This is a genomic window from uncultured Shimia sp., from assembly GCF_947498095.1.
Taxonomy (GTDB): domain Bacteria; phylum Pseudomonadota; class Alphaproteobacteria; order Rhodobacterales; family Rhodobacteraceae; genus Shimia.
Window position 1 is genome coordinate 469,688 of sequence record NZ_CANMJE010000001.1, and the last position, 18,171, is coordinate 487,858.

The 18,171-nt window shown below is 57.3% G+C and carries 11 protein-coding genes; 5 read left to right on the forward strand and 6 right to left on the reverse strand.

The features are described from left to right. Positions 1-137 precede the first annotated feature (137 nt). The 4 genes from Q0932_RS02350 to Q0932_RS02365 all read left to right on the forward strand — a co-directional run bounded on the left by Q0932_RS02350 (position 138) and on the right by Q0932_RS02365 (position 5,023). Positions 138-1,283 carry a phosphoserine transaminase gene (locus Q0932_RS02350; protein WP_299349329.1) on the forward strand — a complete coding sequence of 382 codons (1,146 nt, stop codon included), beginning with the start codon at positions 138-140 and terminating at the stop codon, positions 1,281-1,283. A 98-nt stretch (positions 1,284-1,381) separates the two neighbouring features. After that, on the forward strand, positions 1,382-2,977 hold the full coding sequence (gene serA, locus Q0932_RS02355) for a phosphoglycerate dehydrogenase (protein WP_299349332.1): 1,596 nt from the start codon (positions 1,382-1,384) through the stop codon (positions 2,975-2,977). Between the two features lie 128 nt (positions 2,978-3,105). Continuing rightward, complete coding sequence (locus Q0932_RS02360) at positions 3,106-4,287, forward strand: cytochrome P450 (protein ID WP_299349333.1); 1,182 nt, start codon at positions 3,106-3,108, stop codon at positions 4,285-4,287. Positions 4,288-4,291: 4 nt separating this feature from the next. Beyond that, positions 4,292-5,023 carry a metallophosphoesterase family protein gene (locus tag Q0932_RS02365; protein ID WP_299349336.1) on the forward strand — a complete coding sequence of 244 codons (732 nt, stop codon included), beginning with the start codon at positions 4,292-4,294 and terminating at the stop codon, positions 5,021-5,023. A 248-nt stretch (positions 5,024-5,271) separates the two neighbouring features. Here the strand turns inward: Q0932_RS02365 and Q0932_RS02370 are convergent, their stop codons facing one another. The 4 genes from Q0932_RS02370 to Q0932_RS02385 all read right to left on the reverse strand — a co-directional run bounded on the left by Q0932_RS02370 (position 5,272) and on the right by Q0932_RS02385 (position 9,216). Next, positions 5,272-6,228 carry a cysteine synthase family protein gene (locus tag Q0932_RS02370; protein WP_299349339.1) on the reverse strand — a complete coding sequence of 319 codons (957 nt, stop codon included), beginning with the start codon at positions 6,226-6,228 and terminating at the stop codon, positions 5,272-5,274. A 25-nt stretch (positions 6,229-6,253) separates the two neighbouring features. After that, positions 6,254-7,282 (reverse strand): L-threonine 3-dehydrogenase, encoded by a 1,029-nt coding sequence (gene tdh, locus Q0932_RS02375; protein WP_299349655.1) that lies wholly within the window; start codon positions 7,280-7,282, stop codon positions 6,254-6,256. Between the two features lie 14 nt (positions 7,283-7,296). Further along, positions 7,297-8,481, reverse strand: coding sequence for a glycine C-acetyltransferase (locus Q0932_RS02380; protein WP_299349342.1), 1,185 nt, complete (start codon positions 8,479-8,481; stop codon positions 7,297-7,299). Positions 8,482-8,652: 171 nt separating this feature from the next. Further along, entirely contained in the window at positions 8,653-9,216 is a 564-nt protein-coding gene (locus Q0932_RS02385; RefSeq protein ID WP_299349345.1) for an XRE family transcriptional regulator, read from the reverse strand. Positions 9,217-9,343: 127 nt separating this feature from the next. On the opposite strand from Q0932_RS02385, the gene Q0932_RS02390 reads away from it, so the two are divergent. Beyond that, positions 9,344-10,519 (forward strand): acetyl-CoA C-acyltransferase family protein, encoded by a 1,176-nt coding sequence (locus Q0932_RS02390; protein ID WP_299349350.1) that lies wholly within the window; start codon positions 9,344-9,346, stop codon positions 10,517-10,519. A gap of 39 nt (positions 10,520-10,558) precedes the next feature. On the opposite strand, the gene pbpC is transcribed toward Q0932_RS02390, so the two are convergent. Both pbpC and Q0932_RS02400 read right to left on the reverse strand, forming a co-directional pair. Continuing rightward, the gene (gene pbpC / locus Q0932_RS02395) at positions 10,559-12,604 is read right to left on the reverse strand and encodes a penicillin-binding protein 1C (RefSeq protein WP_299349353.1); all 2,046 of its coding nucleotides are present in this window, start codon (positions 12,602-12,604) and stop codon (positions 10,559-10,561) included. After that, on the reverse strand, positions 12,604-18,048 hold the full coding sequence (locus Q0932_RS02400; RefSeq protein ID WP_299349356.1) for an alpha-2-macroglobulin family protein: 5,445 nt from the start codon (positions 18,046-18,048) through the stop codon (positions 12,604-12,606). Before Q0932_RS02400 ends, pbpC begins: the two co-directional genes overlap by 1 nt. Positions 18,049-18,171 lie beyond the last annotated feature (123 nt).

Here is an 18,171-nt window from a genome sequence, read left to right on the forward strand (position 1 = left end):
CATTTCAGGTCGCTTTTCAGCGTTCAAGCGGCGCTATAGCTTCATTTTGACTGTTGTGGAACCACAAACACCCCTCTATGTCCGTCCGTGGGACACCTCTCCCCAACGAGAGGCATATATCTGTAAGGATAGCATTGATGGCTACTCAGCAACCGGCAACGCGGCCGGCTAATCCGCGTTTTTCTTCTGGCCCTTGTGCCAAACCCCCCACATTCGATGTCACCAAACTCGCCGACGCCGCCTTGGGCCGCTCGCACCGTGCCGCTATTGGCAAGGACAAGCTGAAGGCCGCGATCGAAGGCACGCGCGAAGTTCTGGGCATCCCCGCTGATTACAAGATCGGCATCGTTCCTGCGTCCGACACCGGCGCGGTCGAAATGGCTCTGTGGTCGCTTTTGGGCGAACGCAAAGTCGAGATGCTGGCATGGGAAAGCTTTGGCTCGGGCTGGGTTACCGACGTGGTGAAACAGCTGAAAATCGACGCCGAGGTAGAAACCGCCGACTACGGAAAGATCGTTGATCTCGCTTCGGTCGATTGCAACAACGACGTCGTCTTCACTTGGAACGGAACCACCGCCGGTGTGCGTGTTCCAAACGCCGACTGGATTGCCGACGACCGCGAAGGTCTCACCATCTGCGACGCCACTTCGGCAGCTTTCGCGATGGACCTGCCCTGGGACAAGCTGGATGTGACCACTTTCTCCTGGCAAAAAGTGTTGGGCGGCGAAGCGGCTCACGGCATGCTGATCCTCAGCCCCCGCGCTGTCGCGCGTCTGGAAAGCTACACGCCCTCATGGCCCTTGCCGAAGATTTTCCGCCTGACCAAGGGTGGCAAGCTGATCGACGGCATCTTTACGGGTGCCACAATCAACACGCCGTCGATGTTGGCGGTCGAAGATTACCTCTTCGCGCTGGATTGGGCGCGCTCGGTTGGTGGATTGCAGGGTCTTATCGCCCGTGCCGACGCCAATGCGCAGGCCGTGTTTGATTTCTGCGACGCCAACGACTGGATCGCCAACCTCGCCGAGGATGACGGCACGCGGTCGAACACCTCGGTGTGTCTGAAATTCACCGATGATCGTATTCAGGATGGCGCCGCCTTTGCCAAGGCCGTCGCAAAGCGTCTGGAAACCGAAAACATCGCTCTGGACATTGGCGCTTATCGCGATGCCCCTGCCGGTCTGCGGATCTGGTGCGGCGGCACGGTTGAGACTTCGGACATCGAGGCCATGTTGCCCTGGTTGGCATGGGCCTTTGAGGCTGAAATCGCAAATCAATCCTAAGGGTTCGGCGGACAATCATGCCCGCCCTACCAACTCTCTCAAAATCTGTTGGGCGGACATGACGATCCGCCACCCCGACATCAAAAAGGACCAAACTCATGGCCCCCAAAGTACTCGTTTCCGACAAACTCTCAGAAACCGCTGTTCAGATCTTCCGTGACCGCGGGATTGCTGTGGATTTCATGCCTGACCTTGGCAAGGACAAAGACAAGCTTGCGGAAGTGATTGGCCAGTATGACGGCCTCGCGATCCGCTCGGCCACCAAAGCCACCGCCAAACTTCTCGAACGTGCCGACAACCTCAAAGTCATCGGTCGCGCCGGCATCGGCACTGACAACGTCGACAAAGAGGCCGCGTCGAAAAAAGGTGTGATCGTCATGAACACGCCTTTTGGCAACATGATCACCACCGCCGAGCACGCGATTGCGATGATGTTCGCGGTCGCCCGCCAAATCCCCGAGGCATCTGCCTCGACCCACGCCGGTAAATGGGAAAAGTCCAAGTTCATGGGCACCGAGTTGACGAACAAGACCCTCGGCGTCATTGGTGCGGGCAACATTGGTGGTATCGTTTGTGACCGCGCGCGGGGCCTCAAGATGAAGGTCATCGCCTATGACCCCTTCCTCTCGGAAGAAAAGGCCGACAAGATGCAGGTCGAAAAGGTCGAGTTGGACGAGCTTTTGACCCGCGCTGACTTTATCACCCTGCACGTCCCCTTCACCGATGCCACCGCCAACATCCTGAGCCGCGAAAATCTGGCCAAGACCAAGAAAGGCGTCCGCATCATCAACTGCGCCCGCGGTGGTCTGGTTGACGAAGAAGCGCTGGCTGAGATGCTGAAATCGGGTCACGTTGCTGGCGCCGCCTTTGACGTGTTCAAGGTCGAGCCCGCTACAGAAAATGCCCTGTTCAACTTGCCCAACGTGGTCTGCACGCCGCACCTTGGGGCGGCGACAACAGAGGCGCAGGAAAACGTTGCCCTTCAGGTCGCTGATCAGATGTCCAACTACCTGCTGACCGGCGCGGTTGAGAACGCGCTGAACATGCCTTCGGTCACGGCCGAAGAGGCCAAGGTCATGGGGCCGTGGATCAAGCTTGCCGAGCACCTTGGCAGTTTCTCGGGTCAGATGACCGATGAGCCAATCAAGGCCATCAACATTCTCTATGACGGTGTTGTCGCTGACATGAACCTTGCCGCGCTGAACTGTGCTGTGGTTGCGGGTATCATGAAAAAGGCCAACCCTGACGTGAACATGGTGTCGGCGCCTGTTGTTGCGAAAGAACGCGGTATTCAGATCTCGACCACCAATCAGGACAAGTCGGGCACCTTTGACGGTTACATCAAGGTGACCGTCGTTACCGATCATCGCGAACGTTCCATCGCTGGGACGGTGTTCTCGGATGGCAAGCCGCGCTTTATCCAGATCAAGGGCATCAACATCGACGCTGAAATCGGGGCACATATGCTCTACACCACCAACGAAGACGAGCCCGGCATCATCGGCGCATTGGGTCAAACCATGGGTGAAAATGGCGTCAACATCGCGAACTTCACTCTTGGCCGTGCCGACGTTGGCGGTGAAGCGATTGCACTTCTCTATGTTGACGAAGCTGTACCTGCAGAAGCCCGCGCCAAGCTGGCCGAAACCGGCCTTTTCCGTCAGATCAAGCCCCTGCAATTCGACGTCGCCTGATCAGATTTGCAACGCCGAACGCGACGCCGTCCCACACCCGGGGCGGCGTTTTTCGTTAACATGTGAAATTTTATTTTGCACAGGATAACCTCTGGGTCTACGATGCACTGCATGACCGGAGGCCAATCATGTCCCTAGCCATACCGACTGACGACACGATCACAATCGACGATCTGGTGCGAGATCCCTACAGCATCTACCGTCGGCTGCGCGCCGAGATGCCTGTGGCGCATGTTCCGGCTGTTGGACGGACGATGCTCACCAAGGCAGCCGACACAAAAGCCGTTAAAGACAACGCTGAGCTGTTTTCGTCCGATGACCCGAACACGCCGATGAAGCGCGCGTTTCAGGCTCATACGCTTATGCGGAAGGACGGTGCTGATCATGCACGCGAACGCGGTGCCATGGCCCCAGCTTTTCACCCACGTAACTTGCGGGATCACTGGACTGGAATCTATCGCCAGGTGGCTGAAGACTACGTCGCACGCCTGCCGCGTGGAGAGGTCATTGACCTGTTTCCCTCTTTGGCTGCGCCTTACGCAGCGCGCTGCCTTGCAAACCTCTTGGGTATTGAAAGCGCCACGGATGACCAGATGATCCACTGGTCGCAATCTCTGATCAACGGGGCGGGCAACTTTGGCTGGGAAGAAGCCCCCTTTGCCATTGTGGACGCGGCGCATGTGGACATGAATGCACTGCTTGACCGTGAAACAGAGCGCCACTTGGCTGAGCAGGGCCCATCTGCGCTTTCAGCCATGGTTAATGCGCAAGACCCCATTGAAACCAGTCAGGTCCGCTCGAACGTCAAAATCGCAATTGGCGGCGGCATCAACGAACCTCGCGATGCGCTTTGTACGATCCTGTTTGGCCTGCTGACCAACCCCGACCATATCGCTGCCGTCAAAGAAGACCCCAAATGGTTTCTGGATGCTTTTGAAGAAGGGGTCCGCTGGGTTGCGCCTATTCAGGTCAGCTCGCGCCGGGCCACGGAAGATACAGAAATCAGAGACTGTTTCATCCCAAAAGATCATGTTCTGATGACCATTCAGGCCAGCGCGGGCCATGATGAAGACATTCACCAAAACCCAGAGCGCTATGATCTGTTCCGCGAGAAGAAAACGCATCAGAGCTTTGGGACCGGTCCGCATTTCTGTCAGGGCACACACGTATCACGCATGATGCTGGTGCAGATCATGCTGCCATTGCTGTTTGACCGCTTCCCTAATATGGAATTGGTAGACCCAGACTCGGTCATTTGGCATGGCTTTGGGTTTCGCGGCCCCCTCAATCTACCCGTAAGGCTAACCTGACAACATGACGATCCCCATCTACGCAGTCGGAGATATTCACGGCCAACTTGATATGCTTCAGGACGCGCTTTCGCGAATTGAACGTGACGGGGGGGCAGATGCGCAGATTGTTTTTCTGGGTGATCTTGTTGATCGGGGGCCTGACAGCGCCGGAGTGATTGAACTTTTGATGAAAGGGCAGGCCGACGGGCGAAACTGGACCATCCTTAGGGGTAATCACGACCGGATGTATTCGTATTTCCTCGAGGATCTGCCTCGTCCGGATCCGCAAATTTTATTGGGGATGGATTGGTTCAACGATCGGATAGGAGGGCGGGAAACGCTGGCATCCTACGGGATCGAGACCTCAGACAGGTCACGGTACTACCAAATTCACCCGATTGCCCGCGAACAAATCCCTCAAAGCCACATCGCGTTCATGGGCAATCTGCCTGCCTATTATCAGCACCAGGGTTTGTTGTTTGTGCATGCCGGTATCCGCCCTGGCGTGCCGCTGGACCAACAGTCTGAAGACGATATGTGCTGGATTCGTCGCGACTTTTTGGATTTTCCAGACGTGCATCCGTGGTTGGTTGTTCATGGGCATACGCCGGAACGGCAGCCCGTGCATAAGGGCAACCGGATCAATCTGGATTCCGGGGCAGGTTATGGCCGTCCTTTGACATCTGCGGTGTTTGAAGGACGTGATTGCTGGATCTTGTCAGACGCGGGACGTCAGGTGCTCACGCCGGAATAATCCCTAAAATCCTCATTACTTGGGTCTAGCTCTTCAAGAAATTCGAAACTGTCCAACCTCACCCTAACAGGTGTGGGGGCCCTTAGTTGAAGGGTGAGACAATGTGGAAAAGAAACAGTGATGATCGGGCGGTTGGTCAAGCGCAACGCGCCCAGACATCAGGTGGAAGTGCCGCCTTTGCCGGTGTCATGAGATTGCTTTCAGAACTCGGAGAATCGACCCTGTTTCAGCCTAATTCTCCAAATCTGTCATTCAAACAGGTCGGTTGACAGGTACTTTAATCCACTGTCGCAAATCACGACGCCAACAACGCCGCCACGCTCAGACCCTTGCAGCAACGACAAGGCGGCAGCGACGTTTGCGCCTGCTGAAAACCCGGCAAAAACACCCTCTTCCCGGGCCAGCGCGCGTGTCATGTCACGAGCTTCTGCGCCACTGATTGTCAAAAACCCATCAACCGGTGTGTCGACCATGAATGCCAGATCAGACATCGCATAACCGCCACCTTGTATTGGGTGGTCCGGTTGCGAGACGGGATTGCCAGACAAGGCAGCTGCTCCGATGGGTTCCAGCACATATCCTCGAATGTCGGGCTGCAGTGCTTTTAGCCCGGCAATTGTGCCTGCATAGGTGCCCGACGATCCCGCAAAATCAACGAATGCTGTCAGACTGTTGTCGCTGTCAGACCAAAGCTCGGGAGCGGTGGTTTCAAAATGCGCCTTTGGATTGCCGGGATGGTTGAACTGATCCGCGCGAAAGGCGCCCCGTTCAATGACAATTTCTTTGGCGACTCTGTCCACCTCCGCGAGGTCACCCCCTGACACTTGCCCGGGAACTGAACCGGGAAGTTGATCGACCAGAACAACCTCGGCGCCAAGAGCAGCCATCATCCGTGCGCGTTCAACGGAATTGCCGCGGCTCATCACCGCAACAAAAGGATAGCCTTTGAGCGCGCAAACGATGGCCAGACCCGTCCCCATATTACCACTGGTCAATTCCACTACGGTTTGACCCGGAGCAAGGTCTCCACTGCGTTCAGCAGCGTCTACAATGCCCTTGGCGGCACGATCCTTTTTGGAAAACCCGGGGTTCAGATAGTCCAGTTTTGCCAGAATACGCCCCTCTAGGCCGCGGGCAGATACCAAACGATCCAACCAAACCGATGGCGTATTTCCAATGACATCCAAAAGAGAGTTCGCCGCCATATCAGTCTCTATTCCTGCCCAAAAGTCATCGCCAGTTCAAAACAACCTTGCCTGAGGCGCCAGATTTCATCGCGGCAAAACCCTGCTCAAAGTTGTCGACGTCAAATTGGTGCGTGATCACGCGACTTACATCAAGCCCATTTTGCAGCATAGCGATCATCTTGTACCAGGTTTCAAACATCTCGCGGCCATAAACGCCCTTGATTGTGATCGCCTTGAACACGATGCGCGACCAGTCCACTGGGGACTTGCCGGGCGGGATGCCCAACAGGGCAATCTTGCCGCCCATGACAAGAGCTTCGACCATCTGGTCTAGAGCTATCTGGCTGCCAGACATCTCCAGCCCCACGTCAAATCCCTGCGTTAGACCCAGTTCAGCGATGACATCGTTCAGATCTTCTTTGGTGACGTCCACACTACGAACCGTGGGCACAACATGTTCCGCAAGTTTCAGACGGTCGGGATTGATGTCCGTGATAACGACATTTCTTGCGCCTGCGTGCCGCGCCACGGAGGCCGCCATGATGCCGATTGGACCGGCGCCGGTAATAAGCACATCTTCACCCAGCAAATCGAAGCTCAGCGCCGTGTGCACCGCGTTGCCCAAGGGATCGAGGATGGCGCCGATTTCATCTGGAATGTCATCAGGCAAAGGAACGACATTGAAGGCAGGCAGGCGCAGGTATTCTGCAAAGGCACCCTGCTCGTTAACGCCAATGCCTCGGGTGCCGGGATCAAGGTGGAATTTTCCTGCACGGCTTTGGCGACTGTCATGATCAATCAAATGGCCTTCGCCTGAACAGCGCTGGCCAACTTCCAGCCCAGTGACATTGCGGCCAATCTCGACGATCTCTCCGGCAAATTCGTGGCCGGTGATCATCGGAACAGGAACTGTGGCCGAGGCCCAGTCGTCCCAGTTCCAAATGTGAATATCGGTGCCGCAGATCCCGGTTTTGTTGATGCGGATCAGGACATCTTCGGGTCCGATTTCCGGGACCGGTGCTTGCGCCGCCCATAAGCCTTCGCGCGGAAAAGATTTTTCCAATGCTTTCATCGTGTTAGGGCGCATCAGATCACTCCCAATTCTTGGCCAACCTTGTCAAAAGCGGCTAGGGCGCGATCCAGCTCTTCACGGGTCAGAGAAGCATTCATCTGGGTGCGAATGCGGGCCTGGCCACGTGGAACAACAGGGAAGAAGAACCCAGACACATAGACCCCTTCGTCAAACAGCTTGGCTGCCATGTCCTGCGCCAGCTGTGCTTCACCCAACATCACTGGAATGATTGGGTGTTCGCCGGGTAGAATGTCAAAGCCCAAGGTCTCTAGCCCTGCGCGCCAATAGCGGGCGTTTTCAAATAATCTGGCGCGGTGGTCAGCGCCCTCTTCAACCAGTCGAAGTGCTTCCAGACCAGCGGCGACAATACTGGGCGGCAGCGAATTAGAAAACAAATAGGGCCGCGCGCGCTGCCGCAACAGGTCAATCACTGGCTGCGGCCCAGCGATATAACCGCCGATGGCCCCCCCAAGTGCTTTGCCCAGCGTCCCAGTCAAAATGTCTACGTCGACACCGAAATGATCCGGCGTGCCAGCCCCGTTTGGCCCCATGAAGCCCGTGGCGTGGCAATCATCGACCATCACCAATGCGTCGTATTCTTTCGCCAGACGAGTGATCTCGGGCAGATTGGCCAGATACCCATCCATTGAGAACACACCATCGGTTGCGACCATGATGTGGCGCGCGCCTTCTTCGCGAGCATGTCTCAGCATCGCCTCAAGATCGGCCATATCATTGTTCATGTAGCGGTAACGTTTTGCTTTACAGAGCCGCACGCCATCGATGATCGATGCATGGTTCAGGCTGTCGGAAATGATTGCGTCTTCCGGCCCCAAAAGCGGCTCGAACAAACCGCCATTTGCATCAAAACAGGCAGCAAACAGGATTGCGTCATCTTTGTTCAGGAACTTTGCCAGCTTCTGTTCCAACTCGCAGTGAATGTCTTGTGTGCCACAAATGAACCGCACGGAGGCCATGCCAAACCCACGCGGCTCCATCGCGCCCTGCGCGGCGTCGATCAGGGCCGGGTGGTCGGCCAGGCCTAGATAGTTATTGGCACAGAGGTTGATAACCTCCTGACCACCCACAGTGATCTCGCCGCCCTGAGGCGAGGTGATCATTCGCTCACGTTTCATCAGACCTTCGGCTTCGATCTGTTGCAGAGTGGCTGTGACGTGGTTCAGAAAGTCTTTGGACATGACATCCTCCATGATTCTGGAATGATGTCTATCATAGCGGACAGAATTCCGAAATAGAAGATTTCCCCTATTTTGGAAAAAATCCGTGATAACGGATTCCACAAACACCTGATCCCATTAAATGCCTCCGGCGGGAGTATTTTCCGCAATACGAGGACCGGATGTGTGGTCTCAGGCGTCTTGTACGATTAGAAAGGCACGTGCCGGGCCGTTCGTGGCGCGGATTGAATGGGTCACGTCTGCGGCATAGTTGGCGGTATCGCCCGCGCTCAGTGTGTCGTGTGCTGTCCCTGAAACAACCTCGATTTCCCCTTCAATGACCGTCAGTTGCTCGCGCGCGCCTCGGGTGTGAGGTTGGCTGTCCAGCAAGCCACCTTCGGAAAAGCGCAGATCATAAACCTCGTGTTTGCCCGCTTGTTCGGGGGGCGACAGGATCCTGATCCGGCAGCCTTGGCCCATGTTGTCGATACTGGGCACTTGGGCCTCGCGGATCGTTTCAATGCGGTCTTCGGTGCTGCCTTCTTCCAGAAGTCCGGCAAAGTCCACCTGCAACGCGCGGGTCAGATTCCACAGCGTGGCAATCGTGGGTGAAGATTCTCCGCGTTCAATCTGACTGACCATGGATCGAGATACGCCGGAGAGTTTGGCAACGGCGTCCAGAGACAGGCCCTGTTCGCGACGCGCCTCTTTCAGGCGGGCGGGCAATAGGTCGAGGATCTGGTTTTCGCTGTTCATGTCCCATAACTGCTGTGCCGTCGCGTCCCTGTCAATGCACGCAGCGTCACAGGACAACGTGTACCCTTGTGACCCAAGGTCAGCGTAGTAGGTTAAGCCCAACTGTTTTTCTTACGGAGGCTTCCTCATGACCGATATCGTAATTCTCGATGGCGCACGGACCGCAATTGGCACATTTGGCGGATCGCTCGCCAATACTGCTCCGATCGACCTGGGCGCAACAGCGGCCAAGGCGGCGATGGAGCGGTCGGGTGTCGAAGGCGGCCAGATCGGCCAGGTTGTCTATGGGCATGTGATCAATACCGAGCCTCGCGATATGTACTTGAGCCGCGTGGCGGCGATGAATGCAGGCATTCCTGACACCACCCCTGCCATGAACGTGAACCGCCTGTGCGGTTCCGGTGCGCAGGCGATTGTTTCAGCGGCACAGTCTCTGATGCTGGGGGATGCGGATTTTGCTTTGGCGGGTGGTGCCGAGAACATGAGCCGCTCGCCCTATATTATTCAGTCTCAGCGCTGGGGTCAGAAGATGGGCGATGTCAAAACGCTCGACATGATGCTGGGCGCGCTGAACTGCCCGTTCGGCACAGGTCACATGGGTATCACCGCTGAAAATGTGGCGGACGAACACGATGTGACCCGCGAGCAGATGGACGCCTTTGCGCTGGAAAGCCAAAAGCGGGCAGCAGCAGCCATCGAAGCGGGCCATTTCCAGAGCCAGATCGTACCCGTCGAGGTCAAGAAGCGCCGTGAGGTGGTGGCCTTTGATACCGACGAGCACCCCACGCCTTCGACCGAGGAGTCGCTCGCCAAGCTGCGCGCTGTGTTTAAAAAAGACGGGCGCGTAACGGCTGGCAACGCATCAGGTATCAATGACGGTGCGGCGGCCATCGTTCTGGCCCGCGCGGACGCTGCGGAAAAGGCTGGCCTCAAGCCCAAAGCCCGCGTGCTGGGCTATGCCCATGCTGGTGTACGCCCGGAGGTTATGGGCATTGGCCCGGTTCCAGCGGTTGAAAACCTCTTGGCCAAGACGGGTCTCGCGATCACCGACTTTGATGTGATCGAATCGAACGAAGCCTTTGCGGCGCAGGCACTTGCGGTGAACAAGGGACTTGGCCTCGATGCAGCCAAGGTGAACCCGAACGGCGGTGCGATTGCTCTGGGTCACCCGGTTGGCGCAACTGGGTGCATTATCACCGTCAAAGCGCTGTACGAGCTAGAGCGCATCGGCGGCTCCAAGGCTTTGATCACCATGTGCATTGGCGGGGGCCAGGGCATCGCGATCGCCATTGAACGCATGTAATTGAGATATCAGGGCGCCTCGATCCTAGGGGCGCCCTCTTTAGTCAATCCAGATCGTAATTCGGTCTGAGCGCCCATTGTCATCAATCACGGTCAAAGTTGACGCGCCTTTCTCAGCAAAATCCAGATCGATGTCGCGACGATGCTGTCGTGTAGCAAGAGGCCGCCCATTTGCAAGAATGGTCAGTGGCAAAACACCCTCACGAATCTTAACTGTCAGACCGCCATCCAATTGTGCGAGGCGCGCGCCATTTGGCGGGAACGCCACGATAGGGGTGTCAGAGGCGGGCTCAAACACAGCCTCACGCCCGCGAAACCGTTGCAAGGGTTGGGGCAGTTGAGCGGAAGATTCTGTAAGGGTTTCAGGTGGCGGTGGGCCAAGTGGGTCCAACGTGGGTTTGAGGCGTTGAAAGGCCTCGAACAGAACTGGGGCTGCAAGTTCTCCGCCAAAGGCACCGGGCACCGGTGTACCATCTGCTCGGCCAATCCACACGCCAATGACATGCTGCCCGTCATATCCCAGCGCCCATGCATCGCGATGTCCGTAACTTGTGCCGGTCTTATAGGCCAACCGGTTTAGCGGAGCGCCAGCAGGGGGCGCGATGGACGAAAGGACATGACCAACTTGCCACGCAGCCGAGCGGCTGATGACATGGCGTTCGGGGGCCGTGTCTGAGCCCATGCGCCACACCAGATCAACCGAAGCACCCCCGCGGGCCTGCATGGCGTAGATCCGGACAAGATCTTCCATCGTGACGCCGATGCCGCCCAAAACCACAGCCAAGCCAGCTTTGCCCAAGGGGAGTTTCGGTGTCGCCCCGGACTTACGTATCGCAGACATAATCCGCGCTGGCCCCAATTGATCGGCAAGCAGAACCACAGGAATGTTAAGGGACTGACGCAGCGCTTCGGCGATTTTCAATTCACCCCGGAACCGGCCATCAAAGTTTTGCGGGGCATAGCCACCAAATGTCACGGGCCGGTCGTCAATCAGGGTCTCTGGGTGCACAAGGCCGTCATCAAACCCCATCGCATAGACCAGAGGCTTTAGGGTTGATCCCGGAGAACGAACCGCACGAGTCATATCGACGAACCCTTCGCGCCGGTCCTGACCTGCGTATCCCGCCGACCCCACCGAGGCCAAGACTTCACCGGTTTCATGGTTCGCGACGAGCATAGCGATCGACAGGCGTTCGCCGAGGCCGAACAGTGATTTTTTTGCCAGTGCTTCGAGGGAAAGCTGCAGGTCACTATCAAGGGTCAGGTTGTGCCGGTGAGCCAAGGGGTCACTGTCAACGGCACGGTCTGCCATATGAGCTGCCAATGTGGGAAATGGGCGTCTTTTGGCCGAAATAGTCTCTGTTTTTGCAGCTCTCACATCGTCCGTGGTTAAGATATCTGAACCTGCCAGCCTGTCCAAAACCCGATCTCTGGCAGCTTGAGCAACCTGACGATCGCGGTCAGGTCGCCGGCCCTCAGGGCTTTGCGGTAATGCGATGAGCAATGCGGCTTGTGCGGGTGTCAGCCGCCTGGGTTCTTTGCCGAACCAAGCCAAAGTGGCGGCTCGGATGCCTTCCAGATTTCCACCATACGGGGCGTGCGTCAGATAGAGGCTTAGAATCTGTTCTTTGTTGAGACGCGTTTCCAGTGCCAGCGCCACTCGCATTTGTCGAAGTTTGCCTGACCAGCGCCCGGTACTGCCGTCTTCAAGCAAGCGCGCAACCTGCATGGTGAGGGTAGATCCGCCCGAGACCACCTCTTGATTCATAACCGCCTGAACAACGGCGCGGGTCAGCGCCAGAGGGTCCACGCCGTTGTGTTGAAAAAAACGTTTGTCCTCATAGGCGACAAGCATGTCGAGATAGCGCTGATCAACCGATTGCGGCGCAGCCCCCAGTCGCATGAGCCCGTCTTCGACCGCATAAGCGCGCAACAGAATGCCGTTGCGGTCCCGCACCTCAACTGAGGTTTCCGCAATGAGCGGCGGCAAGTTGGTTGCTGCCACCCAGTCGTGAAACCGGTCATGCGCAAAGGCCACGCCCCAAAGGGCGATGACCGGTGCGAGGTATCGTCCCCAGCCTCGCATCACTCGTTGATAATGATGCGACTTGCGGCTGTTCGCGCGCGGAACTGCGGACGGTACATGTCCTCAACCGTTGTGGCCGGCTGGTGATACTCACCGGGGCTGACGGCGCGCACGATATAGGCCAATTGGAACTTGTTGCGTGACGTCCAATCCACAGCGGCAAGGAACCTGTCTGCACGGAACTCGGTGTTTTGCGCGGATGTCAGATCCAGCCATTTCAGCGCCGAAATATCTCCGCTTTCCAAGAGGTTCGGATTGTCGATTTCGAAACCAGCGGGCAAGGCGTCATTCACCATGAGCCGCGCACCTCCGTTGCTGGCGGGATCAATCGTCAGAACGGCAACATAGCGATCCCCGACATGGATATTGTCAGGCTGCATGGGCTCGCCATCGGTGGTGAAATAGCTGCGCTCTATGGTGTAGCCGTAGCCACCTTTTTCGACGGGATAGTCCGGCACTCCGATTGAGGTCACAGTCAGCGCAGTCGGCTTGTCGCTTTGGTTGCTGATGAGGATCGGTTCGGCATTGGCCTCATCGGCCAGAGCGCGCACCAGCGGGCCGTTGATGGGTGCACCGTTGACGGAAATGCCCATTCCACTTTCATCCTCAATCAGTGCATGAGCCGCCATCAGGGACCAGACGGATTCCTGGGTGGAGCGGATTTGATCCTGACCTCCGACACGCGCGGACCAAACGGCGCGATCCAGTGCATTGCTGCCAGCCTCAACCGCAAGGGTCAGCATACCGGCAGCATCGCGCAGGTTGGTGCCATAGTCCGCGCGCCATTTGGATGATGGTCCTGAGTCCCACTCCTCTTCCATGTATCGAGCCGCCAGAGCAAACATCCGGTCAGCGCGGGTTTGGTCTCCGTAGTATGCCAACGCAGCTCCCAGCTGAGCATTCGCCAATGGGGTCGCAAAGTCGTCGCCTTTGACGTCTGCATAGTAGCGCAAATCACCCATATTTGCTGCGCCCTCGCGGGCCAGAACCATCAAGGCATAGGCGATGTCTTCCCCCCCGAAATCAAAGTCGGGCGCATAGTTCAGGCGGTTGCGCAGGTTATCCATCGCTTGACGGAACGCGATGTCCGGTACGGTGTACCCTTTGGCACGGGCGCGCGACATGAAGTCACTGACATAGGCATCCAGCCAGAAGTCGCCCGAGTCCGCATACCAAAGCCCAAAGGCACCGTTGCTGGCCTGACGGGTCAGGATCACGGCAATCGCCTCGTCAATGCGTTCCTGCACCTTGCCCCGTTCGCCAAGTCCCAGCGATGACGTGATGGTGTCGAAATACAAGAGCGGCAACGCCTTGGATGTGACCTGTTCGGTGCATCCATAGGGGTAACGATCCAAAGCCTGTAACAGGCCTGGCGCGTCAAACCGCGCCAAAGCGCCAGACGAGATAACCGCAGACCCTGTACCAGGTCTGAGGTCGGCAAAGAGATTGCCGTCGAGAGTGAACGTCGCGCCGGCGGCCAGCTCTATGCGTTGGGTCACACTGATCTCGGGATCGTTGGCGCGCACGGGCAGGGTCAGTTCTTTGACCAGCTGTTTGCCGTCCGGTGTCGTCAGAGCAACCCGAAGGCTGTGATCACCCACGTTAAGGGCGCTGACTGGAATCGTAATGCGCGCGGTTCCCTGTTCTTCCAGCGTCAGACCAGACGGGATATCTCCGGTCACCAGTTCGATGCCTTGGGCACTCACGTCCAAGCCCATGCGGCCTGCAGGACCTTCGGCATGAACGACTTCAAGCAGCAATTGGCTGGTGTCACCCGGCGCGAGGAACCGAGGCAGGGTCGCTGTGACGACAACAGGGTTACGCACAAGAACATCGCGTTCGGCCTGACCCACGGCGGTTTTGCTCCAGGCAACCGCCATCAGACGTACGGTGCCGTTGAACTCGGGCAGATCAAAGCGGACCTCAGCCGTGCCATCGGCCCCGACCTGAACCGGGCCTTCGAAATAGGCGACCAGTTCTTCGGTTGGTGGTGGGGATTGGAACGCCGACCCACTGCCTGCATCGCCACCTTGGCGCAGCGCGCCCATGTCGCCGTTCATGCCGTCAATCAGGCGGCCATAGATATCGCGGATTTCCATGCCAAGACGCCGTTGCCCAAAGTAGTGCCCCGACGGGTCCGGGCTTTGGAAGCCGGTGAGGTTCAGGATACCCAGATCAACGGCGGCCAGCGTGACATAGGCCGTTTCACCCTCGGCAACACCGTCCACTTTGATTCCAACGTCCAATGCGTCACTGGGTGCCACCTTGTCAGCTGCCTCAAGCGATACCGCGAGTTGTTTCGCGCCGGGATCAATCTGAGCGTAACTCAGCCCAAGGGCACGAGATGGGTTTAGGCCCGCAGGAACATTGGCCGGTCGAATAACTGAAGCGGTGACATAGGCGCCAGCACCCCATTCATCCGTGACCTCCAGCGGGATTAGGTTTTCACCTTCCTGAACTTCAACGGCTTTCATGGCGATCAGGCGGTTGGACATGACAGAAATCAGTGCCGTACCCGCAAAACGCGGCACAACGCGCAACGTTGCCGTATCGCCACTGCGGTAACCGGGCTGATCCAGAGACACTTGCAGTGTGTCTGGTGTTTCGGTCGCATCCGCGGGTGCATACCATCCGGCATAGAAGTCTGAAGAGCTGGCGACATAATCGCCATCAACACGTTCCACAACGATTTCATAGCGGCCCCAATCAACAGGGGCGCTGACCTCTAGAGCGTCGCCAGAGATGGTCACCTCTTCGCTGGCCACGGTGGTGCGGCGTGTTGTTGGTTCCCAGTTCCAGTCGCCATAGAGATTGTACCATTGATACGAGGTCCGCAGACGGTTCACGCTCCAACGAACTTTCATCGGTGCGCTGGAAAGATCGGGGTTCAGGCCGACAATCCTGAACGTGGCCTCGGTTCCTTCGGCAACAACACCTTCTTCGAACAGTGGTTTGATGCCGATCATCGGCCCTTTTGAGGACACAGGATGCGTCAGACGCCGTTCGACCGGGCGACCAGAAGCTTCCAGCACCGAGGTCACCACGCGCGCCTCCATCGGACGGCCTTGGACGTCGACGTTTGGCAAATACAGGTCCACGATTGAGACACCATCAGCATCCGTGGTGTCTCCGGTGAAGAACTCTGTTAGTGGGCTGAAATATGCGTCGTATTGGCCGAACCGATACCCGGCATATCCTTCGACGTCTTCTCGGGCGCGCAAAGTCACCTGACCTTCAATATTCAGGCCTTGGCCGGGGGCACCAAACAGGTAACGCGCCTCAATCCGCAGATCGACACCGATTTTATCGTCATTCAAGACAATCGGGCCGTCCGGCAGCGTTTGAGTAAAGTCGATACGTTCCGGCAGAAAATCCTCGACGAGGAGCTTTTGCGTCACAAGTGCGGGCGCCTCGGGATCAGATTTGATCGCCAGTTTCCACGTGCCGCGCGGCACGGTCTGTCCCAGCGGCATTGCAAAGACATGACCGCCTTCGGCATCCTGCGCCGAGGTCACGCGACTGTATTCCACGCCATCCGGGCGCGTCAGGATTGCCGTGACAGGAAGTCCAGACAGAGCCTCGGCCACATCTCCTCGGGCAAGGGCTGTCGCGTGAATGGTCTCTCCGGCGCGATAGGCACCCCGATCGGTGGTCAAGAACACATCAACAGGAGGCGCTGGAGAGCGCCCTTCGACGCCGCGATCTGACAGGTCAAAGGCAGGATCGGTAAGTGACAGGAACGAAAAGTCGTCTCCGGCTTGCAACGTCAGCATCGCAGGGGCAGCACCGCCTGATCCACGCGTCAGACCGGGATCAAATCGCGCGTATCCTTGATCATCGGTGATGGCGGTCCCAAGCACGCGGTTCGCGCGCGACAATAGCGTGACAGTCGCTCCGGGTTGGGCAGATGCGTCGCCCAATGCCCGCAGGAATACATGAAAGCCATCGACACCCGAAAGAGTGGTCACCCCAAGATCGGACAGGACGAACCATTGTGTTGTCGACGTCTCGTCGTACGGGTCAGCGCCGGGCAAGTCAGCCGTCAGCGCATAGAGCCCCGTAGGCAGACCCGCCACAACATCCCCCAATGGCAAGCGGGTAGTCATGTCCGCATTCAACTCGTTTTTAACGCTTCCTGAGCCCTGCCAGATCGTTTCGGCAATCTCGCTTTCAAAGGTTTCAAACTGCCAATAGGACAAAGGCCGACCAAAGTACCCATCTTGGATGGTGCGCAACAAATTGCGGTCGCTGACGCGCTGCAGGGTTAGGTCCACTTCGGTCAGGTTGACGGTTTGGATGGGCAGGCCAGCTTCGGCGGTGCGCGGTAGAACATAGGCACGTCCAGGGAAACTGACGGAGGGTTCGCGGTCGCGGACATAAAAGGTCAGTTCGATATCTTTCAGCAGCTCTTCGCCGCTTGCCGCAGGCAGGCCCTTGCGGAACGTGACGGTTTGGCGCGAGCCGTGCGCGATACCTTCAATGCACAACCGGCTTTCCTCGGCTTGAACGGCCAAGCGTTGATCGGGAAGTTTCACATAGGGCGTGTAGTCCACGCCCGCCTGAACTAGAGGTTCATTGAATGTCGCGCAGATTCTTGGCTCAGTCAGATTGTTGTCCACAACATGTTCAGAAATGCGAAAGCCGTATTTGGCAATGGCGTTGTCCAGCGCCGCCAGAACATCCTGTCGTGGCTGGATCGATTCGGCCAACCGCAGAGCGCTGAGCGCGCGCCGTCCTGAGTTGTCAGCAATCAGCAGATCAGACAATTGCATGAGCGTCGAGACCCGTTGCGGATCATTCTCTGCGCGCAAATAGGCATTGAGTGTCGCGAGAAAAGCCCGCGATTTATAGGTGCTTTGCGAGTTGCCACCATCTGCCGCCAAAAGCGTGTTCAGGCGGCCGTATTCCAACCACAGATCGCTTCGATCTGCCTTGCCAATGGCACCGCCGGTCCAGCGCATTGCATAGAGCTTGTCGCCGTCATTCAGATTGCCTTGGGCCGCCTCTAACATCTCGTCGATGCTCCAGGGGCCGCCGGCATGAAGAGAGCCAATGTTTGCGGCTTGGTCACGGGCACGTTTCAGTTGATAGGAAGGGATAAAGTCCAATTCTGCCGTGCGATCGCTCGATTGCGCCAGAATTTTTGGGTCTGTCAAAAACACCTCGCCAGAGACAGCGCCCTCATAGGGTTGCGTGTCTGAAATGGCACTTTTGGGGAAACAAGCGCTTGAGTTCTTGTTGTAGGTAAATGCCTTGCACTGGGTGTCCTGCAAACAGGCCTCGCGGCAAGTCTCATAAGTTGTATCAAACAAGTTCGTCAGATCGGACCCGTAAAAATCCACATCCCTGCTGACGACGATGCGCCGATCCGGCACGTATTCACTCTCTGCAATAACCGACTGAGCAAGCAAAAGGCCCGCCAGGGCCGCCATGAACCAACGCATTAGACAACGCTCCTCTGAAATTGCTCGCATGGTGACATGTTGAGGCGGGCTCTGGCAACGTCTCAACCAAATGCGCGGATTTAAGCAGATATTCATTGGTCTGGGGTTTTGTCTGAGTCAAAG

Bases quoted from the DNA above. Each gene is read 5' to 3' on its own strand.
- tdh (WP_299349655.1), bottom strand. From the start codon at position 7,282: ATGAAAGCATTGGAAAAATCTTTTCCGCGCGAAGGCTTATGGGCGGCG.
- Q0932_RS02360 (WP_299349333.1), top strand. From the start codon at position 3,106: ATGTCCCTAGCCATACCGACTGACGACACGATCACAATCGACGATCTG.
- Q0932_RS02370 (WP_299349339.1), bottom strand. From the start codon at position 6,228: ATGGCGGCGAACTCTCTTTTGGATGTCATTGGAAATACGCCATCGGTT.
- Q0932_RS02350 (WP_299349329.1), top strand. From the start codon at position 138: ATGGCTACTCAGCAACCGGCAACGCGGCCGGCTAATCCGCGTTTTTCT.
- Q0932_RS02390 (WP_299349350.1), top strand. From the start codon at position 9,344: ATGACCGATATCGTAATTCTCGATGGCGCACGGACCGCAATTGGCACA.
- Q0932_RS02400 (WP_299349356.1), bottom strand. From the start codon at position 18,048: ATGCGTTGGTTCATGGCGGCCCTGGCGGGCCTTTTGCTTGCTCAGTCG.
- Q0932_RS02385 (WP_299349345.1), bottom strand. From the start codon at position 9,216: ATGAACAGCGAAAACCAGATCCTCGACCTATTGCCCGCCCGCCTGAAA.
- Q0932_RS02365 (WP_299349336.1), top strand. From the start codon at position 4,292: ATGACGATCCCCATCTACGCAGTCGGAGATATTCACGGCCAACTTGAT.
- pbpC (WP_299349353.1), bottom strand. From the start codon at position 12,604: ATGCGAGGCTGGGGACGATACCTCGCACCGGTCATCGCCCTTTGGGGC.
- Q0932_RS02380 (WP_299349342.1), bottom strand. From the start codon at position 8,481: ATGTCCAAAGACTTTCTGAACCACGTCACAGCCACTCTGCAACAGATC.
- serA (WP_299349332.1), top strand. From the start codon at position 1,382: ATGGCCCCCAAAGTACTCGTTTCCGACAAACTCTCAGAAACCGCTGTT.